Here is a 23,699-nt window from a genome sequence, read left to right as displayed (position 1 = left end):
CAGCTGGTGCTGAGCAAGGGCTATGACCTGCTGCTCTGCAGTGAGGATGTCGATGAATTCTGCCTGCAGATCATGCACGAGTACAAGGAGAAGCAGTTCAAGAACATCAACTCCGGTGATCTGGGTCTGGAAACCGAGGAGGAAAAGAAAGCCGCCGAGGAAGCCACCACAGAGAACAAGGACCTGTTTGAGGAGATCAAGAAGGCCCTGAGCGGCAAGATCAAGGACGTCAAGGTGAACCCGACGCTGCAGGATCATCCGGTTTCGCTGTCCAGCGAAGGCGGACTGTCGATGGAGATGGAGAAGGTCCTGCGCAAGATGCCGGCCAACGGCGAAGGCATGGAGAGCACCAAGATTCTGGAACTCAACCCCAACCACGCCGTCTTTGCCGCACTGAAGGCCGCCCATGAGGCCGGAGACACGGCCAAGATCGGCAAGTACGCCGAGCTGCTCTACGACCAGGCGCTGCTCATCGAGGGTCTGCCTCTGGAAGATCCCGTCGCCTATTCTCAGCTGGTCTGTGACCTGATGAAGTAAATACGGCATCGACATATTTGTCTGTTCTGTCCAGCGGACCGATTTTCCGGCAACGGAAGACCGGTCCGCTGTTTTGTTGTTTCCGGCCGGGTCCTTGCACGGTCCGCCGCAATGTCGTATAATAGACAGAGAGTCTGAAATCGGGAGGAAGCATGATGACCGTCAATGCAGCGGAGTTCGCCGGCACGCAGTGCGGACGCCGGTACGAAAAGGAGCTTGAGACCCATTTCCGGGATTGCCTGCTGTTCTATCTGGACGGCCGCATCCGGTTCGAGCGCTACTGCTACGGGGAAGCCGCCTGTCTGGTGTTCAGCCTGTGGGCGCGCGGCCTGGATGCCGACGGCAAAATTCTCTGGGAGAAGGAGCCGGAATTTGAGGTGGACCAGAAGGCCATTCCCCGTGTGCTGACCGACGTACAGGAAAACGGAACGGCCCTGCAATTTGACGGGCTGCGCAAACGGTATGTCCTGACCGAGGAACTGGAGCAGGACAAGCCCAACGGGTATTCCCGCTTCAAACTGTTCTGGATTCACCGGCGTCTGGCCCGCAAAAAAGCCTGACATTGCGTTTCCCGCCTGCTGTAAAAACCAGACCGCCCGCCCCGGTGCATTGCCGAGGCGGGCGGTCTGGTTTTTTGATGCAAGGGGATCAGAAGCGCTCGACACCGTCGCAGGTCACCCGCGCATAGACAAGCGGCGGAATGGCCGGGCGTTCGGGGCCGATTTTCAGCCCACCGAGATACATCTCCGCTGCGGGCGCAAACAGTGCCTCATCGTCGGCATACAGCGTGCAGAGGGGCTCCCCTGCCCGCACGGCATCCCCGAGTTTCTTGTGCAGGATGATCCCGGCCGCGAAGTCGATGGAATCCTCCTTCTTGATGCGTCCGGCACCGAGCAGGACGCTGGCATTCCCGATGCGTTCCACATCGTTGGCCACAATGTACCCGTCGCGGTCGGCGACCAGATCCCGGGCACAGGCCGCTTTGCGGAACCGTGACGGGTCCCGCAGCACGGTGGTATCACCGCCCTGGGCCGCGAACATCTGACAGCACTTTTCAAAGGCCGTGCCGTCGTCAATCACCTGCCGGGCCATCGCCCGGCAAACGGCAAGATCTCCTTTTCCGGCCAGATACAGCATATTGGAGGCAAGCTGCAGACAGACCTCGGTCAGGTCGGCCGGGCCCCTGCCCTGCAGGACCTCCATGCTCTCGGCAACCTCCAGAGAATTGCCGATGTTATGGCCCAGCGGGGTATCCATATCAGTGATGAGCGCCGCCACCTTGCGGCCATGTGCCGTGCCGATGGACACCATCAGCCGCGCCAGTTCAACCGCTTCGTCCAGATGCTTCATGAAGGCACCGCTGCCCATCGTCACATCCAGCAGAATCGCGTCCGAGCCGGCAGCCAGCTTCTTGCTCATGATGGACGACGCAATCAGCGGAATACATCCCACAGTGGCTGTCACGTCCCGCAGTGCGTACATTTTTTTATCCGCGACTGCAATCTGTCCGCTCTGGCCGATGACGGCAATTCCGATCTCGTTGACCTGCCGGAAGAATTCTTCCTGGGTCAGGGCGGTGCGGGTTCCGGGGACCGATTCCATTTTGTCCACGGTCCCGCCGGTATGGCCGAGACCGCGGCCGCTCATCTTGGCAATTTTCACGCCGCAGGCCGCCACGATGGGCGCGATGACCAGTGTGGTCTTGTCGCCGACACCGCCTGTGGAGTGCTTGTCCGCCTTGATGCCCCGGATGGCGGAAAGATCCACCATATCCCCCGAATGTGCCATCACATCGGTGAGCTGAGCGGTCTCGGCATCGGTCATGCCGCGCAGGTAAATGGCCATCAGAAGTGCCGACATCTGGTAATCGGGAATACTTCCGTCCACATAGCCGTTGACGGCAAAGGCCAGTTCTTCCCGGGTGAGGGTGCCTCCGTCCCGTTTCTTTGCAATGATATCATACATCCGCATGATTGGTTCGCCTCCTTTCGGGCGATCAGACAAACAGGCCCGGCCCGAGGATTCGGTGCCGGGCCTGTCCGGTTATGCGTGTAACCCTGTATCAGCGGCTTCCCTTATCGTAGGGAATGCCCTCCGCCTTGGGCGCCTGCGAGTTCTTGCTGGTGAAGGCAAGGATGACCATCGAGGCGATGAAAGGCATCATATTATAGATATTGCTGGACCAGCCCAGGTTGGCCAGGATTGTCGAGTCTGCAATATTGGCCAGGCTCTTGAACACGGCGAAGAACATCGCCGCGCCGAAGATGTTGAAGGGCTTCCACTGGCCGAAGATCATGACTGCCAGGGCCAGGAAGCCGGTGCCGGCCACGCCGACCTCGAAGTTCCAGGTCTGGACGCTGGGGATGACGTAGGCGAGGCCGCCGATGCCGCCCAGCAGGCCCGAGATCAGCACGCCGGAGTAGCGCATCTTATAAACGTTGATGCCCACCGAGTCCGCGGCCTGGGGATGTTCACCGCAGGCACGCAGACGCAGGCCGAACCGGGTCTTGTACATCACGACATAGCTGATGATGAGCAGGACGATGCCCAGCGGGATGAAGACGCTGAGTTCCAGGTCGCCGATCCGGAACAGAAACGCCTTGTTGGTGTAGCTGATCTTGGCCGAGGTGGAACCGTTGAAGTTCTTGGCCAGGATCATCGCGATGGCGGTGGCCAGCATATTCAGGGCTGTACCGCCTATGGTCTGGTCCGCCTTGAGGTTGATGGAGGCGAAGGCCAGCAGCAGCGAATACACCATGCCGGCCACGGCGGCCATCGCAATGGCGATCACCACAATGAGCCAGGGTGCCATTTCCTTGGGGAGGCTGGCCGTGACCAGGACACCGGCAAGACCGCCGATGACCATGATGCCTTCCAGCGCAATGTTGATGATGCCGGAATGTTCACTGAACATACCGCCCAGCGCGACCAGCATCAGCACAATGCCGTAAAGCAGGGTATATTTGATCAGCAGTAACATATCATTTGCCCTCCTTGCTGGCGTTGTCCTTGGCGGGCTCGGCGTTGGCGTCGGCGGTATCGTGTTTGCGCAGCAGTTTTTTCTGGATCACGCCGCGGAACAGCATCGAGAACGCGCACAGGTAGATGATGATGCCCGAGATCAGATCCGCAATCTCGGTCGGGAAATAGCGGGTCGGCAGATAGGCGCCGCCCACCGTGATGTGGGAGATGAACAGCGAGGAGAAGATGGTTCCGATCGGATGGGAGCTGGCCAGCAATGCCGTCGCAATGCCGTTGAAGCCCATGGCCGGCAGGCTGGTGGAGTTCAGCGGGTTCCATTCGCCGCCGCCCGACAGATAGAAGAGCCCCGCGCCGAAGCCGGCCAGTGCACCGGCGATCGTCATGGAAAGAATGATGTTTTTCTTTTCGTTGATGCCGGCGTAGCGGGCGGCATCCTTGTTGAGTCCCACAGCCTTGAGTTCATAGCCGAAGGTGGTCTTTTCCAGAATGACCCAGACCAGCACGGCCATCAGGATGGCCAGGAAGATGGCGATGGTGTTGTTGCTGGTATGGAACAGTTCGCTCATGCCGCCCGAAGGAATCAGCGCCTGGGGGGCGTTGTTGGCCAGTTTCCAGGTACGGGTGTTGTGGGCATCGTACATGATGCCGGAACCGCGGCCATAGATGATTTCATTGACAAGATACAGGCCGATCCAGTTGAACATGATGGAGGTGATGACCTCGTTGATATTCAGATAGGCCTTGAAGATTCCGGGGATGGCGCCCCAGATGGCGCCGAACAGGGCCGAGGCCAGCAGGCAGGCCCACCAGGGCAGCTGCAGCACCAGTGCACAGTACAGCGCGCCGAACGCGCCCAGCGTGTACTGGCCGGCCGCTCCGATATTGAACAGGCCGGTCTTGAACGCAAACGCCACCGAAAGTCCGGTCATGATCAGCGGGGCTGCCTGGGTCAGGGTTTTGCCGACACCATAGGGAAAGTCATAGAAGCCGCCCTGCATGATGCGCAGGAAGCCGTCCTGCCAGGCATGTTCGGTATTGATGATGAACAGTACCACCAGGCCGATCAGCATACCGATGACAATGCAGAGCAGTGCGGCCAGGACGCTGCTGCTCTTCTGGCGCAGCGAAAGGCCCAGGGATTTTTTGTTGTTCGCCATCTGTCACTGCACCTCCTGTCGTTTGGCACCGGCCATATAGAGACCAAGTTCCTGCACGGTGGTCTTTTTGGGGTCGAACTGGCCGACAATCCTGCCTTCGTACATGACGAGAATCCGGTCCGAAAGGTTCATGACCTCATCGAGTTCGAGGCTGACAAGCAGGACCGCCTTGCCCGCATCCCGCTGGGCGACGATCTGTTTGTGGATATACTCGATGGCACCCACGTCCAGGCCGCGGGTCGGCTGCACCGCCACCAGGAGCTTGGGGTCCTTGTCGATCTCACGGGCGATGATGGCCTTCTGCTGGTTGCCGCCCGACATGCTGCGCGCGATGGTCAGGCTTCCCTGGCCGCAGCGCACATCGTACTGCTGGATCAGACGGTCGGAATACTTGCGGACCTCATCGGCACGGATGAAGCCGCCGCGCTGGAACTGCGGTTCCCAGTACCGCTGCAGAACCAGATTCTTTTCCAGCGTATAGTCCAGAACCAGGCCGAATTTGTGGCGGTCCTCCGGGATATGGCTCATTCCGTCCTTGGAGCGCTGGCGGATGGTGGCGTGGGTGATGTCCTTGCCGCACAGCGTCAGCTTGCCGGCCGACGGTTTTTCCAGGCCGGTCAGACCATAGACGAATTCCGTCTGGCCGTTGCCCTCAATGCCTGCAAGGCAGACAATCTCTCCGGCATGGACCTCAAAGCTGATGTCCTTGACGGCGTCCTTCTTGTGCACCCGGCTGGGCAGCGTCAGGTGCTCAACGCTCAGGATGGTTTCGCCGATCTTGGCCGGGGCCTTCTCCACCTCAAACTGGACATCGCGGCCGACCATCATGCGGGAAAGCTCTTCCTTGGTGGTGGAGGCAATATCCACGGTGCCGATGCATTTGCCCTTGCGCAGGACCGTGCAGCGGTCCGCCACCGCCATGATCTCGTTGAGTTTGTGCGTGATGAAGAGAATGCTCTTGCCTTCCGCCTTGAAGCCGCGCATGATCTCCATGAGTTCGTCGATCTCCTGCGGGGTCAGAACGGCGGTGGGCTCGTCAAAGATCAGGATCTCGTTGTCCCGGTAGAGCATCTTGAGGATTTCCACGCGCTGCTGCATTCCTACCGAGATATCGCTGACCAGCGCATCCGGGTCCACCCGAAGGCCGTACTTCTCGGAGAGCTCCATGACCTTTTTGCGGGCCACTTCCTTCTGCAGGAATCCTCCCTTGCAGGGTTCCACGCCCAGCATGATGTTGTCCAGAACCGTAAAGCATTCCACGAGTTTGAAATGCTGATGGACCATGCCGATGCCCAGATCGTTTGCGTCGTTGGGATCGTGGATTTTGACTTCTTTGCCGTTTTTCTTGATCGTGCCTTTTTCCGGCTGATACAGACCGAACAGAACGCTCATCAGCGTCGATTTGCCGGCACCGTTTTCTCCCAGCAGGGCGTGTACCTCACCTTTGCGAAGCTGCAGCGTGATATTGTCATTTGCCTTGATGCCCGGAAATTCCTTGGTAATGTTGAGCATCTCGATTACAAAATCCTCTGCCAATCCGTTCACGCTCCTTTCCATAGTAGTTTTGTCTTTATTATACAGTTTTCACACCCAAAGGACAAGCAAAAATAGAATATTTTCCGGCCGTTTGATAAAATATTATCAGTTTCTTAATGCCGGAACATCGAAAAAAACGGACCGGTTCCCCTGCCCCTTCCGGGCGGCGGAACCGGTCCGCAATCGGTATCAGATTATCGCTCGCACTTCCAGAATGCGCAGGAGTAGGGCGGCAGGTCGCTGCCCCCGCCGAAATCATGGGGCTGACCGGTGATCAGGTCCTCGGCCAGGCCGCAGCCGGCGTCAAAGTCGGCATGGTAGGTCGAGGAATCCGCGTTGATCGCCACCAGCACCCGCTCGGAGTCGGTCTTGCGCTCAAAGATCAGCTGTTTGGGCTGCACCATCACATTGCGGTAGCTGCCGAAGCACAGTGCCTCGCTGCCGCGGTGCGCTTTTGCCAGGCTGGCAATCCATTCGGTGAGCGGATTTTCTTCGGGCTTCTCGATGGCCGGGCGCAGCGAGGGGTCGCCGTTCTTCTTGTCGCCCTCGATGCCCCACTCGCTGCCGTAATAGACCGCCGGGGTACCGGGCATGCCGAACAGCAGGCCGTAGGCCGGGACGATGGTCTTCGGGTCGGTCAGGATCGTGGCAATCCGGCTGACATCGTGATTGTCCAGGAAATTCATCAGATGCCGGCCGGTATACAGGCACCAGGGTTCCGAGCCGAACTGGCGGTTCAGGCTGTACGCAATTTCGTGCATGTTGGCCGAGTTGAAGCTGGAGTACAGGCCCTTGTAGCATTCGTAGTTGGTGACCGAATGGCAGGCGCGGTCATTCATCCAGCGGTTGTAGTCCCCGTGCAGCGTCTCGCCCATGAGCACGAATTCCGGCTTGATCTCGTTGGCCAGCGCCCGCAGTTCGGCGAGGAAATCCAGGTCCAGGCAGTAGGCCACGTCGAGACGCAGACCGTCGATCCCGTAATCCCGCACCCAGCCGCGCACCGCGTCAAACAGGTGCTGCCGAACGGCAGGGTTCTTGAGGTTGAGTTTGACAAGCTCATAGCAGCCTTCCCAGGCTTCGTACCAGAAACCGTCATGGTAGCCGGTGTCGCCGTCAAAGCTGATATGGAACCAATCCTTGTACGGACTGTCCCACTTGTTCTGCTGTACATCCCGGAACGCCCAGAATCCGCGTCCGACATGATTGAACACTCCGTCCAGCATGACGCGGATGCCCGCCTCATGCAGCGCGTCGCAGACCTTGCGGAAATCCTCCGCCGTGCCGAGACGCCGGTCCACCGTATTGTAATCGCGGGTATCATATCCGTGGGCATCGCTTTCGAACAACGGGTTGAACAACACGCAGTCCGCACCCAGCTTCTTGATATGTTCCACCCAGTCCAGAACCCGCAGAATCCGGTGCTCGCCGGTGCGGTCGGTCCCGTCGTTCTGCGGTTCGGCACCGCAAAGGCCCAAGGGATAAATCTGATAAATTACCGCTTGATCAAACCACATACTCGTTTTTCTCCTTAGAACATCTTTTTTAATTTCGACCGCAGACGCCGGCGGTACAGTACCGTCATGGAGACCAGCGCCCGGTCACAGAACCAGAAGGAAAGATTGCCCATGGCCAGCAGCAGGACCAGCATCGGGGCACCGTCCGCCGCAAATTCCGCCGCCAGTTCCGGTGGGGCCAACACGAAAATCAGCAGCAGGTACATGATGACCACGGCAGCGTTGAACCAGGCAAATTTGGCGATCCAGCGCACAGGGCGCAGGCGAATCCGTTCAAGGGCCGTGCGCAGGATCGGGTAGTATCCCACAACAAACAGATAAAACAGCGACAGTTCCAGGTCCGGGACCAGCAGCACCGACAAAATGGAAACCGTCAGATACAGCATGAACGCATAGCGGCGTCCGTATTCTTCCAAAATGGGAATCAGCAGGAAAGCGGCCAGCATCGGTGCCGCATAGGTCCCGATCTGAAGCAGGTTTCCCATGAGGAGCAGCGCAACCGACAAGGCCCCCAGCACTCCGCAGAGTGCGATTTTATGAGATTGTGTGTTCCGCAACTGGCGTGCCTCCCGGTGCAGCCGTCCGCGCAGAACTGCCCGCAGGACGGCCTTCTGCTTCGATTATACATCATCCTCTGTGCCAACGCAACCGATTTACTCGGCCATTTCCTCCACGGTGCAGAACCGGTATCCCTGCGCCGCAAACCAGTCGATGATGTCCGGCAGCGCCTTGACGGTCTGGCCGGTCGCTTTGGTATCATGCAGGAGAACCACACAGAGCGGCTGGTCTTTGGCATCTTCCTGAATGTTCTTCAGGATTCTGGCCGCGTTCGGATGGCCGGCCGTTGCGTCCTCACCGCAGACATTCCAGTCAATCCAGCGATAGTCCTTTTCCTCGGCATCCTGTTTGAGCTCCTGCATGATGCTGCGCCCGCCGTACCGGTGGCTGATCGTGTTGGTGCTTCCGCCCGGGAACCGCAGCCAGTGAATCTTCTCCACCGACACATAGGGGCTGATCTGCTGGCGCAACTCCTTGATATCCAGCCAGAAGTCCGTGGTACTCCGGTAGATCTTGGAATAGTTGTGGGAGGCACTGTGCATCGCAATCTGGTGGCCCTGTGCCTCGATGTCGGCCAGCAGCGGCAGATACGGTTCGTTGGCAGGCTGAGCCGTCACAAAGAAGGTGGCATGCACCTTCTTGTCCCGCAGAATCTGCAGAATGTCCTGGGTGTTCCGGGACGGCCCGTCGTCAAAGGTCAGGCAGCAGATCTTTTCCACCGCACCGGAATCCCCCTCGCTTCCCTCCGGGCTGCTCATGCCGAGGGTGGGAACGGCAAAGCCTGCGTCGGGGATGGAGGTCTCCCACAGATTTTCCCGACGTCTCTCCTCGGTTCTTGCCCACACCGTCAGCACCGATAGAATCACCGACACCGCCAGCCAGACGATCAGCAGCCGATGATCGCGGTTGTTTCGATTGTCACGCCGCATAAGGAATGCCCCTCCCCCGCTCTGTCAGGTTTCACAATGTGTTCCTGTAAAGATATGCGGCAGGAGGGGCAAATCAGTATTCTTTTTTCGTTCCGGCAGCTCAGCGCAGAAGATTCTCGTTGTCCAGAATCTCCTGGGAGGCGCTCAGATCCATGTCCTGGAAATCCGTCGTCACCCCGGCATCATCGAGAATGTCCTGCTGGGATTCCGGATCGTCGGAGATGGCTTTGGCCTCCTCCAGCATCTTGGGCCAGTTTTCGGCCAGGCGGCGGCGCTCGTCCGCCGTCAGACCCTCATACCAGGCATTGATGTCGGCAATGACCATCTTTTTGTCGGCGGAGGTCTCCTCCTTGGAGAGGAACTCCACCAGCTCGGCGGCTGCAATCACGTTTTTGAGGCTCCCGCCGGCGGTGTCCGCCTCATAATTGACAATACCGTCCAGTACGTCGTACAGATCCTGACGGCGGTAATTGCGCTCTCCGTCCACGGTTTGCTCCTCCGTCGCCATGCCGCCGTCCTGCTGGCCGCCGGTCGCCGCCAGGCTGCCGCAAAGCAGACCTGCAAGAAGGGTTGTCAGAAATTTCTTGCTCATCTTGTTCAGCGCTCCTTCCCTGATCGTCGAATGGAAATGAGCCGTTCGGCGTGATCCACCCGTAAGGCTTCGGAACAGGGCACCATCCCCTGCCCCCTGTTTCATTCTATTCCCGAAGGAGCCAAATGGGACTGCGCGCTGCTCCCGCGACACACCTCAATCGGCGGGCAGACAAAAGTACAAGCCAGCACCACGGAAGCGCTGGCTTGTATGTCATTATTCTTCGGTTTCATCATCCAGATTTTGCCCGCAATACTTACAGTACTGCACCCCCGGCATATCATGACCGCAATGAGGGCATCTCCAGTTTTTGAGAACATAGCGGACCCAGAAAAACTCGCCGATCGCATCGCATACCACGATCAAGACGCCCAACGCCGGATTTCTGGTAAAGACCCATATGCCGATGCCGCACAGCACCAGCATGGCGAGAAAGGATGCGTAGATGATTTTTACCTTCATTCGCATCGGCATCTTCTTTTTTCCCTGTTTCATAAGAGTCCCCCCTGTCAAAGGGACAATCCGGCTGAAGCTTCCGGTTGCCTTTTCTTACGATTTGATCTCACTTGCATCGTACCATACCGGACGGGATTTGTAAAGGTTGCCCTGTGATGCGTATCGCCAATGGTGCGGACCGGATTCCCGGGAGCCTTGCCCTTTGAACGTGAGATTCAAAAGCAAAAACCTCGCAAAACATCAGTTCTGCGAGGTTTTTGTTGGTGGGAGCTGGTGGATTCGAACCACCGAAGCATTAAGCAGCAGATTTACAGTCTGTCCCCATTGGCCACTCGGGAAAGCTCCCATATTCTGTTTTGGCGTCTTTGGCGCTGCCCTCTCTCGAGTGCTTGTTTATTATAGCAGACCGGAAAACAAAATGCAAGCTTTTTTTCAAAAAAACTTTCTCGGTGGATCGTCATTCTCTGATTTTTCCTCGATTTTTTCGTTCGGAAAAGACAAAAAAAGGCCCGGAAGGAGTGTTTTCCCCTTCCGGGCCTTCGGTCTTATCCAAGTTCTCGGTCACGAATCCGCTGTCTGAGCGAAAGGACTTTTTGATGGATCTGGCGGATCGTTTCATGGAACGCTTGTTCTCCCTGTCCCGTCGGGTCCTCCAGGCCCCAGTCCTCCCGGTATCGGCAGGGCAGGTTCGGGCAGCTCACACCGCACCCCATCGTAATGACAATATCGACCGGCGGCAGCTCGGACAGCAGTTTGCTGTGCTGGGTTGCTTCGAGATCCACCCCATACAGTTCCTTCATCATCCGGACGGCATCAGGGTTGATCTGCGGCTTGGTCTGGGTCCCGGCGGAATAGCTCTCAAAGGTATCCGCCGCCAGCAGCTTTCCCAGCGCTTCCGCGATCTGGCTGCGGCAGGAATTGTGGACGCAGAGAAAAGCAACCTTCGGTTTTTCGCTCATCACTTGGCCCGTGCCTCCCGGATCAGCTGCACCGCCTCTTCCTTTTTGAGGACACGTCCGCTGCTGACAACCTTGCCATCAACCACCAGAGCCGGCGTCGCCATGACGCCATAGGAGGCGATCTGGGCAAAATCCGTCACATGGTCAATCGTCGTGTCCATGCCCAGTTCGGTCAGGGCTGCGCGGGCCGCCTCCTCCAGGGCATTGCACTTGGCACAGCCGGAGCCCAGCACCTTGACGGATGCATCGGGCGCAGAATTCTTTGCCCCGCAGCTGCATGCGCAGCAGGAAGCGGTTTCTTCTTTCTTTTTACCAAACATAAACATTGTCATATCCTCCTGTCTGTCAGATCAGAAATTGCTGAAAGAAATTAAACAGATACCCGACCACCACAATGCCTGCCGTGCAGACCGTCACAAACAACGCCAGCAGTTTGGGTTTGACTGCCTTGCGCAGCATGATGAGAGACGGCAGAGACAAGGTGGTGACGGCCATCATGAACGAGAGAATGGTACCCAGCTGGGCGCCCTTGGCCAGCAGGGCTTCCGCCACGGGAATTGTGCCGAAGATGTCGGCGTACATCGGGATGCCTACCAGCGTGGCGAGCAGCACGCCGAACGGATTGCGGCTTCCCAGAACGGTCTGAATCCAGCTTTCCGGCAGCCAGTTGTGGATGATGGCCCCGATGCCAACACCGACCAGAATATACGGGAACACTTTGCGGAAGGTCCCGGTCATCTGTTCCCGCGCATAGACAAGACGCTGGGACAGCGTCATCGAAGCAGCCTGACCCCGGGCAGCATTTCCCGAAAACAGGAAATCCTCCAGCTGGTCCTCGAGATGCATCTTCTCGAGGATGGTTCCGCCAACCACTGCGATGACAAGTCCCACCACCACATAGAGCACGGCGATTCTGGCGCCGAAAATGCTCATCAGCAGAACCAGGCTGCCGAGGTCCACCATCGGGGATGAGATCAGAAAGGAAAACGTCACGCCGAGCGACAATCCCGCGCTGGTAAACCCGATGAAGAGCGGAATGGACGAGCAGGAACAGAACGGCGTCACCGTGCCGAGTAGCGCGGCAATCAGGTTGGCACGGATCCCATGGAACCGGCCGAGAATCTGACGGCTTCGTTCCGGCGGGAAATAACTCTGCAGATAAGACACGGCAAAAATCAGGACGCAGAGCAATACCGTGATTTTGACAACATCATACAGGAAAAAATGCAGACTGCCGCCCAGGCGGCTGTCCAGATCAAGACCCACACGGGAGAGCAGCAGCCCGATGCCGTCGCTGAGCCACTGCATTCCCAGAAGCTGGTCCTCGATCCATTGTCCGATAGCCATACAAAACCCTCACTTTTCCACCATCGAAAGATATATCAAAAAATTTTGATCTGATTGCCTAACGAAAACGCCATCCTTTCCAGATGGCGTTCAGTGTCTGCAGCAGCCGCATTCCCCGGTCGAATGACCATCGGGTGTGGTGAGTTCCCGCAGAAGGCGGACTGCCCTCTCCCGCCCGGCCTCACTCAGGTGGTAATGGGTCCATTTGCCTTCCTGCCGGCTCTCCACCAGACCGGAATCGCAGAGGATCTTCATGTGATAGGAAAGTCCGGACTGCGTCAGGTCCAACGGTTCCAGCAAAACACAGGCGCATTTCTCGCCGCTGCGCAGCTGCTCAAGGATCGCCAGACGTTTGGGATCACACAGCGCTTTGAATACCCTGGCATCCTGCTGATAGTTCCCCACGTCGTCACCTCAAATCAAAATTTCTTGATGTGTTCAGTATAGAACAACGTCCGGGATTTGTCAAGAAGATTTTGGGGGGTGGTGAGAAAATCCGTTAGGAGGCAGGCGTCAGTTTCACCCGGGCATGAATGGTAAGTTCGATATGTTCCCCGCTGGCAACCGAAAGAGAGGCTGTCTCACCATATTTCGAGAATTCAACTGTATTCACAATCTCATTTTCCATAAATCCGTCAGAGTTTTTGGAATAATCATCTTTCGCAACATAGACTTTGCACCATCCGCCGTCATTTGTCACCGTATATTGCCCTTCCGGAACATGGTACAGAATTACATGGGAGCCATCCACTTCCACCTCTTCACCATAGTTCCCCGGGATTCCGTCAACCAGGGAAATGGTTTTTCCCTCCGTGGAGTCTGCAGTCGTCTTTGTCTGAACCTGACCACGTTCCGGAATCGAAACCGAAGCCCAATCATCCAGAATCACCGTTCCGTCAATCAACAAATCAACAAGGCGGAACGTCTCATTCTCCATGTGGTAAGTACACGCAAACGGCAGCTGCTCTTTTGCTCCGAATCCATTTTCGGCCGATACGGAACCGGATACCGAGTACAAATCGTGGTCCCTTCTGCAGCTCCAATCCAGCCAGGAAAAAGAGGCCTCATCCGGTTCTTTCAAATGTTCTGTGACGGTCTCTTGTGCCAGTTCTTCCAGTTGAACCTCTACGGAAGGATCAACCAAGTAGTCTGTAACCTGATACGGTTCATAGCCTTGTTTGTAGAGATCCGTGTCCGTTCCCAGTCGGATAGAACTGACTGTTGAATCCGCGTTGCAGTAAAGACGGAAAGACATTCCTTGGTACACAAACGAGAATCTCGGACCGCCCGACCAATCATCTACTTGCTGGAAATCCTTGATTTCCTTTGGGTCCATTCCGATTTGACTGCAAGCAGCAAGGAACTCTTCCTGCAGCTTCGCATCCGTCATCCCCGAAAATTCCAGTTCATCGGATCTGGCTCCGGATTCCGCTTCGGTTGGCGATTCCGAAGAATGGGGAAGATCTGTCTGGCGAAATTTTGATATGCCAGCCGCCAATACAATAATCCCGGCCAACACATACAGATTTTTTGGTCTTTTCACAAAAACCTGCTTCACGATCCAGAGCGGAAACAGAATGGGCCAGAAGAAAAGCCATAACAAAATTGTTATAAGCAAAGGACGTTTTTTCCGTTCACGATGTGTGACGGATTGAAGTTGTACTCCACACCCCGGGCAGACAGAATCGCCATCCTTCAGAGGACTTCCACAGTTCGTACAATATTTCATCCGGCTGCATCCTTTCTTTGAAGGGTAAAAAGACTGGAACCTGAATAGGATTCTGTCCTTTATAACACTGCAGACACAAGAATTAAGCAACCTTTCCGAGCAATCATGATAGTACAAAATAGCACAAAAAAATCCGAACTTACTTCTTTACAGAAACAAGTTCGGATTCTTTTTCTTTGGTGCGGAAGATGGGACTTGAACCCACACGTCATGGACACACGCACCTCAAACGTGCCTGTCTGCCGATTCCAGCACTTCCGCAAATCGCCTTGTACAAAGGGCTGACCTTTGACATTGCGAAAGTTATTGTATCACATTCCCGGCGGGAATGCAAGGCTTTTTTTGATTTTTTTGAAAAAAAGCTGTCGGGTTCCTCAGAACCGGGCATAGAGGAATCCCCCGCCCGCGAGGAACCGTGCCATCAGCAGAAACGCAAAAATCGCCGCCTCATAGACCGTCCAGCGCACCGGAAGTGGTGCACGGGCCACCAGTTCACGCAGGTGAAGCCCTGCCTCATGCAGCAGATCCACCGCAATCAGGATGGCAATTCCCAGCAGCAGTTCCAGCAGATCCAACCGGCTGGTCAGGCCCAGCAGCCAGTACTGCGAGAAAACCTGATGGCCGGGATTGTGCACAATGGCACTGAAATAGGCCACCGCCGACGAGAGGCTGTCCGCCCGGAAGATCGTAAAGGTTACGACGAAGGTTGCAAATGTAGCCGCAATGCCGAGCAGCCGGACGGGATACCGGTCACGGCGGCGCAGCGGTGCAGGCAGATGGTTTTCGATCACCTGTGCAAGGCCGTGAAGTCCGCCCCAGACCAGGAAGGTCCACCCTGCCCCGTGCCAGAGGCCGCTGACCAGGAAGGTGCCCATCAGGTTGGCATCGCGCCGCGCGGTACCGCGGCGGTTTCCTCCCAACGGGATATAGACGTAATCGCGGAACCAGCGGGAAAGGCTGATATGCCAGCGCGCCCACAGCTCATGAACGCTGGCGGCCAGGAAGGGCTGACGGAAGTTTTCCGGCAGGGCCAGCCCCATCATCTCACCGATGCCGAGGACGATATCGGTGTAGCCGGAGAAGTCTGCATAGAGCTGGAAGGAGTACATGACCGTGGCAAAGATCAGCTGGCTCCGGTCAAAGGCCGTCGGGTCGGCAAAGGCTGCCGCCACCACCACCGCGGCGCGGTCCGCAATGGCCAGTTTTTTGAAATAGCCCCAGGCACAGCGCTGTGCGCCGAATACAAGGCGCCGGGTTCCGGGCCGGTGCGGCGTGTCATCCAGCTGGGGCATCAGTGTCCCATACCGGTTGAAGGGACCCTGCGTCATCGAGAGAAAGAAGGTGGCGTAGCACAGCAGGCGGTCAAATCTGCGCTCCGGCGGAATCTTTTTGCCGGACACGTCCAGCAGATACCCGGTCAGCTGCAGGCTGTAATAGGCAATTCCGAAGGGTTTGTAGAGATCCCGCAGTCCGGGCACAAGCATGCCGCTGTACTTGAGAAGAATGAGCGGTGCCAGGGCCGCTGCGAGGCCGAGAAAGAGCCAGAGGCAGCGGGAACGGCCGTCCCGGACCGTCCGGGGGGCTGCGATCCAGACGACCAGTGATGCGGCAATCACCGCCGCACAGCCCCGGACATCCATTGCCAGGCAGAACACCAGGTTGGCTGCCAGCAGCGTCTGCCAGCGGCGTGCCGGTGGAGTACGGTACCACACGGCAAGCAGCACCGCGACGAACAGAAGAAACGCCGGAGAAATTACAGAAAGCATCAGCCGTTCGCCTCCCCTGCCCGATATTGCGCCTCCCACTGAACCGTCGAATCCGGTGACAGGGCCAGTTTTTCCTCGACCGTATCATAGAACAGTCCGGAGACATCCTCTCCTTCCGCGCTGCGCGCCGCCACCTGGGCAAACGCGGCGGTAAATTTTTCGGCGCCCTGGCCGTTCAGGTGGTGCATGTCGGAGAAGTCCTCATAGGCCAGCGGCATCAGCTCGGTATCGGCGAACAGAGAGAAGTCCCAGTATTCGGTATCGTAATCGCTGGCCACGGCGCGCAAAGCGTCGACATAGGCCTGATACTGTTCGGTATTCTGAAGGTACGCACTGGGAAGCGGTGCCGTGACCAGCACAAGACGGATACCGCGGGAACGGCAGAAGTCCGCGATGCGCAGCAGGTTGCTCTGACCGAACTGTGAGAGCGGATGGTCGGCATCCACATTGAGGACGGTCCCGAATCCCCACTGACAGGTCCCGTAGGTATAGACGAAACCGCGGCCGCGGTATTCTTCCTCCCCGGGATAGGTCACCCAGTCATAGTTGCCGGCATCATAGCCGCCGCTGAGTTTGCCGCGCCAGAGTGCCGGCAATTCGCCGGGGTCGGCAATGGCATGGCGGGCCGGGAAGATCAGGTCCGCGAACGCCGCGGGACCGCCCATCTCCCAGAGATAGCGATACCGGTACGGCGACGAGGGGCGGAGATAGTCGGTGATCAGGTAGCACGCAAGCGGCACATTGCTCGAGGCAGACTGGTTGTAGCCGGTGTAGAACGTTTCGAGATAGACCGTCTTGAGCGGGCTGAGATCCGCGGCTTCCCGCACCAGCCAGTAGGAGCCGTCGGGCAACTGCTGACTGGTTCCCAGGTTGAAGCTGTGCGTTCCCAGAACGGCATCCACCGCGTCGGGGTCAAAGCTGCGGTAGCAGTGGGAGGACCCCACAAAGATGGTATCCACCGTTTCGGCCTGTTCGTAATACTCCTGCAGCATCACCCGGGAATAGGCATGAAGGTCATCCACCAGCAGGAAATTCAGCAGCAGGCAGATGGCCGCCGTCAGGATGGCAAACAACACAAACAGGCCCGCCTTTTGCAGCGGGCCGCGTCCGGTGTTCGGTTGTGCGGGAATGGGATTCGGCATGGCGTTCCTTATTACTGCTCGATGGTCATGTGCGGATGGCGGGGCCGGTAAGCCGACACCTCCAGTTTCCAGGTCGTGCTGCCGTCCGCCTCCTCGGCGACTTTGGCAAAGCCCATCTCGCCATAGAATTCCCGGACCATCGCGTTTTTGGCGGTGGGCAGGTAGCGGCCGATGATCTCGGTGACGCCGAGGGCGGCCGCTTTGGCCACCAAGGTGTCCATCATGGCATCTTCCATGCCGCGTTTGAGCACGCGGCAGCTCATCAGCCAGAGTTTGATTTCCAGCGTTGTTCCCTGCCGGCAGGCTGCCGTGACGGCCACCACACCGTTATCGGCAAACTTATCGGTCAGTTTGCCGTACAGGGTGATCCAGGCTTCATCCGCCGCCATGGCGCGGATATCATCCTCGGTGCAGCGCAGCGTGGTCAGGTTGAACTGATTGCTCTTGTTGGTGAGCTGGGCAATGCGCTGGATATAGATCGGTTCAAACGGCTTGACCACCGCGTGCATTTCGAGGCTGTCCAGATATTCTCCGTAGTCGGAGAAAGCGGCCTGTGCCCTGGCAGCCTGGGCCCGGGCATGGTACTGCTGGGTCTTTTTCAAATCATCCCCCGAGAGGATGGTGGTCTCAAAATAGCCGCCGTGGTCCAGCATTTTGATATAGTTCTCGGCTCCGTCCAGGGCAGGGACCGCCACGCCGGGCATCTGGGCCGCCACGATCGCCCGCTCGGCGGGGTTGTCGTCCGCAAAGACAAAGCTGTCGGCGCCCAGGCTCAGCTCATCGGCAATCGCCCGGAGGTTCTGGTCCTTGGGGTCCCAGTTGGCCTTGATGCTGACAAAGTCATCGGGCCGCAGAACCCCGTCGGGATGGTTCAGACCGGCAAGTGCGTTGGCCTCGTCATTCTTGGAATCCACCGCCAGCACCACGCCGATGGACTGCAATGCCTTGCAGTAGCTCTGGAACTCCGCATAGACCTGCCCTTCGGGAACTTCGGGACCAACGGCAATGCCGTCCACGCCGTCATCCCCCACAACACCGCCCCAGAGCGTGTTGTCCAGATCCAGCACCAGCGCCTTCTTGTTGCGGCCGTACAGCGATTTGATGATGTTCGCCAGACTGGAGGCCAGCGACGGGATGGCATCCAGGCACATGGCATACTTATACATATGCCAGTAGAAGGCATCCCCCCAGGCGGTCACACCGTAATCCGAGGAGAGGTACTCCAGATCATTGATATAGAAATCCTCATGCGCGGCGGCGTAGGCATAGAACTTCTGATTCAGGCGGCTCAGGAAGTTGGAACGCCCATGCGGGTCCCAGATATCCCGGTTGCCCATCAGACGGTAATTGGGCCGGTCAAAGTTGTTCTGGATGATGGGGCAATGGAATTTGTCCTCCAGCGCCTTCCACATCTGTGCAAAACGGTCATACTCGGCCTGGAGCATGGCGTCGATCTCGTCCGTCGGGGTGGCGGTGGTCGGGAAGGCCGTCACATTGCGCCAGTTGGTATGGATATAGATGACATCCGGCGCAAAGGCGTCCAGTTCCGGCGTTCCGAACATCGCGTCCTGCCAGTACTGGCCGTACTCCGACTGATAGAACTCCGCCCGGATGCCGTATTGCAGCAGGAACAGGCCGAGCTGGTCTGCCACCTCGTTTGTGGTGGAACCGCCCAGGATGGCCACCCGCTTTTCGAGCGGATGGGGGTTCTGGGCCAGCAATTCCTTGCGGATCTTCCGCTTTTTGCGCAGAAGAGTGGCCGTGTCAAGAGGATAATCAAAACAGTCCATATCGTAACTCCTGTCCATGGTATCCGGGATACCGTGCCATTACATCGCGGCCAGGGCTTCCTTGAGCGTCTGGGCAATCTGATCGGGGCAGCTGGTGGGCTTGGAACCGCAGGTGGTGCCCTCCATCCGGGCGATGGCGTCCTCGGCCTTCATGCCTTTGAGCAGCTGGCAGATGCCCTTGAGGTTGCCGTTGCAGCCTCCGAGGACAGAGACAGATTCGATCGTATGGTCACTGTTGAGTTCCACTTTGGTCAGCACCGAGCAGGTGCCGCGGTTACGGCGTTCGTAAGTCATATTGATTTCTCCTTTATTATTACTGATTTTCCTGGATGCGTTCATTTGCGGGACTTCGCCAGTGCCTCAATGCGGGCAATCTGGTCGTCGTCCGTGTGCAGCGCCCCCACCGGGCGCGGGGTGTTGGTATTCATGCCATGGTAGTCCGTGCCGCCCGTCACGATCAGGTTGTATTGCTGTGCCAGGCGGGTCAGTTCCTCCTGATCCTCCGCGGTGTTGCGGGGATGGTGGATCTCGACGCCGTCGAGGCGGCCCGCCGCAATCAGCTCCCGGGCCAGCTCCATGCTGTGATAGACACTCGGGTGGGCCAGCACGGCCACACCGCGGCAGGTCCTGATCAGGTCCAGAATCGTGTTCACCGTCTCGTAGCGCGGTGTGTGCAGGATTTTGCCCCGCACCGGGCGCAGTCCGAACAGCGACCGATAGACCTGGTTGTACATCCCGTCCGACAGGCCATACTGCCACAGCACCCGCATGACATGCGCCTTGTACAGCGTACCGCAGTCCTTGGCGTATTCCAGCGCTTCCTCGGTCCGGAACTGGGGGCAGAGTTCCTCCAGTTCCCGGCAGGATTGCAGAACGGCTTCCCGGCGGCGCCGGGCCATCTCGTCGGCATACTGTTCCAGGGCGGAGCAGTCATCCGGCCAGAAGCAGAGAATATGGACCCGGTGCGAACGGGCGTAATCGTAGGCGGTCAGTTCGGTTGCCGGAATCAGACGGACCCCGTTGCACCGGGGGTTCTGATAGGCGAACCGGACGCTCCGGATGGAGTCGTGGTCGCTGATGGCCAGATCGGTCATGCCGGCACAGCCGGCAAGCCACGGAAGCTTTTCGGCCGGCGTGGAGCCGTCCGAAAAGGTGGAGTGTGTGTGCAGATCTCCGGGCATCGTGTTCCTCCCAAAGCAGATAGGCTTTGCTGCCGGCACATCCTGCCGGTAGGTAAAGAATATTATACCATTCCGAGCGGCATTTGTAAATCACCGGTCAGCCACGCTCCGGCCGATCAGGCAGCCCCCTGGCTGCCGGCAAACGTGCGCACGCAGCGGAAGAACTCCCTGGCCGCCGGGGAAAGGCTGTTTTTGTCGAGACAGGCCAGACCGATGCTGCGCTCGGCCGCCGGTTCGAGGCGCAGGACATCCACCCCGCGCTCCACACCGTCCCGGAGCAGAAGTTCCGGCATGATGGCCACGCCGCGGCCGCAGGCCACCATTGCCACCATGGATTCGTCGTCAATCACATAGCAGTGCGAATCGATCCGCAGTTCGGCCCGCTTGAGATAGCTCTGGATGTCGGCGTCGGTATCGGCCCGCTGGCTCACAAAGGGCTGTCCGCGCAGTTCGGACGCTTCCACCATGCCGGGACGGCGGGTTGAAAAACCGTGGGGCGCAATACAGACCAGCGGGTCATGGTAAAGCGGTTCAAAATCCAGGTCACGGGCACAGGAATTGGACAGGAATCCGAGTTCCACCGTTCCGGTGCGCAGCCAGGAGGCGATATCGGCATAACTGCCCTGGTACACCTGGACATCAATGCCGGGAAACTTCGCAACATACTCGGGGATGATGTGAGGCATCCAGACCGTGCAGGCACTGTTGAACACCCCGACGCGCAGCACCCCCTTGTGCATCCCGTTGATCTGGGCGATGGACTGGTCCAGCGATTCGTTGGAAGCCAGCATCCGCTGGATGGCCGGCACGAGACTTTCGGCCGCGGCCGTCATGGTAACCCCGCTTTTGGTGCGGGTGAACAGCGGAAAGCCGCACTCTTCCTCCATCGTGGCCACCGCGTGGCTGATGGCAGACGGCGTCAGGTGCAGCTGTTCCGCGGCACGGGCAAAACTGCCCTCGCGGGCAATGGTTGAAAAGATCTGGCAGGCCAGCAGCGTCATGGTTTGTTTCCTCCCCCGCCGAATGCGGGACACATCAAAATCATAGTTGAATTTGTTTCATGCTTGGTATGAAAAAATTGAGTTTTACGAATCACGAATAATGTACTATCATAGTCGAAGAAAGTCAAGGTCCGCACAACCTTGATGAGCTTTTTCCAACTTCTTCTCTGTATTCCTTCTCTATCCCCTCTTTGCCCGCCGGTCCGCACAACCGGCGGGCATTTTTTGTTCCGGGCGGGAGTTGTAGTCCGAAACCGGGTGTGGTAAACTAGGTTTGGCGGGTTTTGTTCCCGCCGGGAAGTCTAAACATCCGAAAAGAAGAGGATCTGGCATTGAAACAACGAATTGCAAGAACCCGCGGCGTCAAGGGAGCTGCCTCCTGGTGCGCGCTGGCGGCGTTCATTTATCTGTTTTTGAAAAATCTGCTGGCGGTGGGGGTTTCCTTTCTGATGAACCTGCGGGTGGAAGGGGCCAGTCTCGCCGATCCGGTGGGATTCAGCGGCACGGCCGCGATTTTTCTGGAAATGCTGGTGGGCATCGGCGCCATTGTGCTGCCGCTGTTCTGGCTGCTGCGCACGACCCGGCTGGTGCCGGAGGATCTGCGGGTGATTCTGCCGGCTCCGTGGAGTCCGTTGTTCTGCCTTTCGGTCTTTCTGGGCATCGCCAACGCCGGCAACCTGTTCGGCGGGCTGCTGGCCCGGCTGATCGGCGTCACCAAAGAAATGACGGTCCTGCCCGCGGCGGGCAGCGAACTGTTCGCCTATTTTCTGAGTCTCTGCGTCATGCCCGCCATTGTGGAGGAGCTGTTTTTCCGCGGGGCCCTGCAGGGGCTGATGCGTCCCTCCGGCAGCGCCGCCGCCATGTTTGCCCCGGCGCTGCTGTTTGCCCTGCTCCATCAGGACCTGGCCCAGGGGATCACGGCCTTTGTCTGCGCTTTGTTCCTCGGATGGCTGGCCGAGCGCTCGGGCAGCATCCTGCCGGGCATGCTGCTGCATTTCGTCAACAACTGTCTGGCCTTCCTGAGTCTGTATCTGCGGCTGTTTGCTCCCTCCAACATCTCGCTGGCCTATGAGCTGCTGCTCCTGATCGGCTTTCCGCTGCTGGCGCTCTGGCTGGTCTGGTTTGCCGAGCGCCGGGGATTCCGGTTTTCGGCAGGGCTGCGGCCCGGCGTGGGACCGCTGGCGGTCTTTACAAGCCCGGTCTATTCGGTGGCGGTTGTGTTCCTGATTGTGCTGGCCGTCTACGCCAGACAGCTGGGGTGACCGCCATGACCGATACCGAACTGATGCAGGCCGCGCTGGAAGAAGCGCGGATCGCCGCCTCCCTGGGGGAAGTCCCGGTGGGGGCCGTCATTGCCCGCGACGGCGAGATTGTTGCCAGGGCGCACAACCTGCGGGAAACCGAAAAGAACGCCACCTATCATGCCGAACTGCTGGCCATCGACGCCGCCTGCCGCGCCCTGGGCGGATGGCGGCTGTGGCAGTGTGAGCTTTTTGTCACGCTGGAACCCTGCCCGATGTGCAGCGGTGCGATCATCAACAGCCGGCTGCGGCGGGTCGTCTACGGCGCTGCGGACCCCAAGGCCGGGTGCTGCGGGTCCTTAACCGATCTGTTTGCCCTGCCGTTCAACCATCATCCGGTGGTGGAGCACGGCCTGCTGGAAGAGGAGTCCCGGGCGCTGCTCCAGGATTTTTTTGCGATGCTGCGCGCCAAGCGACTCCGGAAAAAAGCAATGCAACAAGGAGAAACCCATGAATCGTGATCATGTTTTCATCACCGGCGGCAGCCGCGGCATCGGTGCCGCGGCGGTCCTGGCTTTTGCGCGTGCCGGCTACGATGTGGCATTTATCTGGAACTCTCATGCCGACGCCGCCGCGGAGGTGGTCCGCCGTGCCCAGGAACTGAACCCGGACGCAGCGGTGCTGGCCCTGCAGGCCGACGTGAGCGATTCCCGGCAGGTCAATGCCGCCGTGGAACAGGCATTGCAGGCCTTCGGGACGCTGGAAGTGCTGATCTGCAATGCCGGGATCGCGGGGCAGGCGCTGTTCACCGACCTGACCGACGAGGATTGGCACCGCATGATGGCCGTCGATCTGGACGGCGTTTTTTATGCCTGCCGTGCCGTCCTGCCCGGAATGATCCACCGCAAATACGGCCGCATCCTGCTGGTGAGCAGCATGTGGGGCCAGACGGGCGGCAGCTGCGAGACCGCTTACTCGGCCGCCAAAGCCGGCGTGATCGGCCTTTGCCGCGCTTTGGCCAAGGAGGAAGGACCCTCCGGCATCACGGTGAACTGTGTGGCTCCGGGCGTCATTGAGACCGACATGATGGCGGCTTTCTCGGCGCAGGACAAGGCGGCCCTGGCCGAAGAGACTCCGGTGGAACGGCTGGGCACCCCCGAAGAGGTTGCGGACAGCCTGCTGTTCCTGGCCGGGCGCAACGCCGGGTTCATCACCGGACAGGTGCTGGGCGTCAACGGCGGCCTTGTGATCTGACTGAACCTCTCCCCCGCCGCGCGCATAG

Annotated in this window: 24 protein-coding genes, 2 tRNA genes and 1 pseudogene; 5 read left to right on the top strand and 22 right to left on the bottom strand. The window is 58.5% G+C overall.

Going from position 1 to position 23,699, the window contains the following annotated elements:
* Together U0L91_RS06775 and U0L91_RS06770 are read left to right on the top strand one after the other, a co-directional pair.
* Positions 1-537: pseudogene (locus tag U0L91_RS06775) on the top strand (molecular chaperone HtpG); the annotation flags it as partial.
* Positions 538-692: 155 nt separating this feature from the next.
* A complete protein-coding gene (locus tag U0L91_RS06770) occupies positions 693-1,097 on the top strand; it encodes a hypothetical protein (protein ID WP_330045468.1) in 405 nt (134 codons plus the stop codon).
* An 88-nt stretch (positions 1,098-1,185) separates the two neighbouring features.
* Here the strand turns inward: U0L91_RS06770 and U0L91_RS06765 are convergent, their stop codons facing one another.
* The 22 genes from U0L91_RS06765 to U0L91_RS06660 form a co-directional block, all read right to left on the bottom strand.
* Positions 1,186-2,508, bottom strand: a complete 1,323-nt coding sequence (locus tag U0L91_RS06765) for a pyrimidine-nucleoside phosphorylase (RefSeq protein ID WP_330045466.1) — start codon at positions 2,506-2,508, stop codon at positions 1,186-1,188.
* A 91-nt stretch (positions 2,509-2,599) separates the two neighbouring features.
* Entirely contained in the window at positions 2,600-3,517 is a 918-nt protein-coding gene (locus tag U0L91_RS06760; RefSeq protein WP_330045464.1) for an ABC transporter permease, read from the bottom strand.
* A gap of 1 nt (position 3,518) precedes the next feature.
* Positions 3,519-4,676: an ABC transporter permease gene (locus U0L91_RS06755; protein ID WP_330045462.1), complete on the bottom strand. Its 1,158-nt coding sequence runs from the start codon at positions 4,674-4,676 to the stop codon at positions 3,519-3,521.
* A 3-nt stretch (positions 4,677-4,679) separates the two neighbouring features.
* Positions 4,680-6,233, bottom strand: a complete 1,554-nt coding sequence (locus U0L91_RS06750; RefSeq protein ID WP_330045460.1) for an ABC transporter ATP-binding protein — start codon at positions 6,231-6,233, stop codon at positions 4,680-4,682.
* Positions 6,234-6,406: 173 nt separating this feature from the next.
* The gene (locus U0L91_RS06745; protein ID WP_330045458.1) at positions 6,407-7,726 is read right to left on the bottom strand and encodes an alpha-amylase family glycosyl hydrolase; all 1,320 of its coding nucleotides are present in this window, start codon (positions 7,724-7,726) and stop codon (positions 6,407-6,409) included.
* 14 nt (positions 7,727-7,740) lie between these two features.
* The gene (locus U0L91_RS06740; protein ID WP_330045456.1) at positions 7,741-8,283 is read right to left on the bottom strand and encodes a hypothetical protein; all 543 of its coding nucleotides are present in this window, start codon (positions 8,281-8,283) and stop codon (positions 7,741-7,743) included.
* Between the two features lie 96 nt (positions 8,284-8,379).
* A complete protein-coding gene (locus tag U0L91_RS06735) occupies positions 8,380-9,213 on the bottom strand; it encodes a polysaccharide deacetylase family protein (RefSeq protein ID WP_330045454.1) in 834 nt (277 codons plus the stop codon).
* Between the two features lie 100 nt (positions 9,214-9,313).
* Positions 9,314-9,805 carry a hypothetical protein gene (locus U0L91_RS06730; protein WP_330045452.1) on the bottom strand — a complete coding sequence of 164 codons (492 nt, stop codon included), beginning with the start codon at positions 9,803-9,805 and terminating at the stop codon, positions 9,314-9,316.
* 216 nt (positions 9,806-10,021) lie between these two features.
* Positions 10,022-10,300 carry a hypothetical protein gene (locus U0L91_RS06725; protein WP_330045450.1) on the bottom strand — a complete coding sequence of 93 codons (279 nt, stop codon included), beginning with the start codon at positions 10,298-10,300 and terminating at the stop codon, positions 10,022-10,024.
* A 222-nt stretch (positions 10,301-10,522) separates the two neighbouring features.
* Positions 10,523-10,607 (bottom strand) — tRNA-Tyr (locus tag U0L91_RS06720).
* A gap of 199 nt (positions 10,608-10,806) precedes the next feature.
* Complete coding sequence (locus tag U0L91_RS06715; protein WP_330045448.1) at positions 10,807-11,220, bottom strand: arsenate reductase ArsC; 414 nt, start codon at positions 11,218-11,220, stop codon at positions 10,807-10,809.
* Positions 11,220-11,546, bottom strand: coding sequence for a thioredoxin family protein (locus U0L91_RS06710; RefSeq protein WP_330045446.1), 327 nt, complete (start codon positions 11,544-11,546; stop codon positions 11,220-11,222). The genes U0L91_RS06715 and U0L91_RS06710 overlap by 1 nt, the downstream gene beginning before the upstream one ends.
* A gap of 19 nt (positions 11,547-11,565) precedes the next feature.
* On the bottom strand, positions 11,566-12,567 hold the full coding sequence (locus U0L91_RS06705; RefSeq protein ID WP_330045444.1) for a permease: 1,002 nt from the start codon (positions 12,565-12,567) through the stop codon (positions 11,566-11,568).
* Positions 12,568-12,657: 90 nt separating this feature from the next.
* Positions 12,658-12,972, bottom strand: coding sequence for an ArsR/SmtB family transcription factor (locus tag U0L91_RS06700; RefSeq protein ID WP_330045443.1), 315 nt, complete (start codon positions 12,970-12,972; stop codon positions 12,658-12,660).
* Between the two features lie 94 nt (positions 12,973-13,066).
* Positions 13,067-14,296 (bottom strand): zinc ribbon domain-containing protein, encoded by a 1,230-nt coding sequence (locus U0L91_RS06695; protein WP_330045441.1) that lies wholly within the window; start codon positions 14,294-14,296, stop codon positions 13,067-13,069.
* Between the two features lie 177 nt (positions 14,297-14,473).
* A tRNA-Leu gene (locus U0L91_RS06690) sits at positions 14,474-14,557 on the bottom strand.
* Between the two features lie 113 nt (positions 14,558-14,670).
* Positions 14,671-16,062, bottom strand: coding sequence for an MBOAT family O-acyltransferase (locus tag U0L91_RS06685; protein ID WP_330045439.1), 1,392 nt, complete (start codon positions 16,060-16,062; stop codon positions 14,671-14,673).
* Positions 16,062-17,204, bottom strand: a complete 1,143-nt coding sequence (locus U0L91_RS06680) for a hypothetical protein (RefSeq protein ID WP_330045437.1) — start codon at positions 17,202-17,204, stop codon at positions 16,062-16,064. The genes U0L91_RS06685 and U0L91_RS06680 overlap by 1 nt, the downstream gene beginning before the upstream one ends.
* 11 nt (positions 17,205-17,215) lie before the next feature.
* Positions 17,216-18,994, bottom strand: coding sequence for an HAD-IIIC family phosphatase (locus tag U0L91_RS06675; protein WP_330045435.1), 1,779 nt, complete (start codon positions 18,992-18,994; stop codon positions 17,216-17,218).
* Between the two features lie 39 nt (positions 18,995-19,033).
* The gene (locus tag U0L91_RS06670; protein WP_330045433.1) at positions 19,034-19,288 is read right to left on the bottom strand and encodes a TIGR03905 family TSCPD domain-containing protein; all 255 of its coding nucleotides are present in this window, start codon (positions 19,286-19,288) and stop codon (positions 19,034-19,036) included.
* Between the two features lie 41 nt (positions 19,289-19,329).
* Positions 19,330-20,175, bottom strand: coding sequence for a PHP domain-containing protein (locus U0L91_RS06665; RefSeq protein WP_330045431.1), 846 nt, complete (start codon positions 20,173-20,175; stop codon positions 19,330-19,332).
* Between the two features lie 116 nt (positions 20,176-20,291).
* Positions 20,292-21,176, bottom strand: a complete 885-nt coding sequence (locus U0L91_RS06660) for a LysR family transcriptional regulator (RefSeq protein ID WP_330045429.1) — start codon at positions 21,174-21,176, stop codon at positions 20,292-20,294.
* Between the two features lie 332 nt (positions 21,177-21,508).
* Between U0L91_RS06660 and U0L91_RS06655 the strand changes: the two genes are divergently transcribed.
* From U0L91_RS06655 to ymfI, 3 genes are read left to right on the top strand one after another with little or no spacing between them, the layout of a single operon-like run.
* Complete coding sequence (locus U0L91_RS06655) at positions 21,509-22,438, top strand: CPBP family intramembrane glutamic endopeptidase (protein WP_330045427.1); 930 nt, start codon at positions 21,509-21,511, stop codon at positions 22,436-22,438.
* A 5-nt stretch (positions 22,439-22,443) separates the two neighbouring features.
* Entirely contained in the window at positions 22,444-22,938 is a 495-nt protein-coding gene (locus U0L91_RS06650) for a nucleoside deaminase (protein WP_330045425.1), read from the top strand.
* Positions 22,928-23,671, top strand: coding sequence for an elongation factor P 5-aminopentanone reductase (gene ymfI / locus U0L91_RS06645; RefSeq protein WP_330045423.1), 744 nt, complete (start codon positions 22,928-22,930; stop codon positions 23,669-23,671). The genes U0L91_RS06650 and ymfI overlap by 11 nt, the downstream gene beginning before the upstream one ends.
* The last annotated feature ends 28 nt before the right edge of the window (positions 23,672-23,699 follow it).

Origin of the sequence: Gemmiger sp., from assembly GCF_036306485.1 — a bacterium.
Taxonomy (GTDB): domain Bacteria; phylum Bacillota; class Clostridia; order Oscillospirales; family Ruminococcaceae; genus Gemmiger.
The sequence above is the reverse complement of the archived record's forward strand: the minus strand, read 5'-3'. Positions and strand labels throughout refer to the sequence as shown.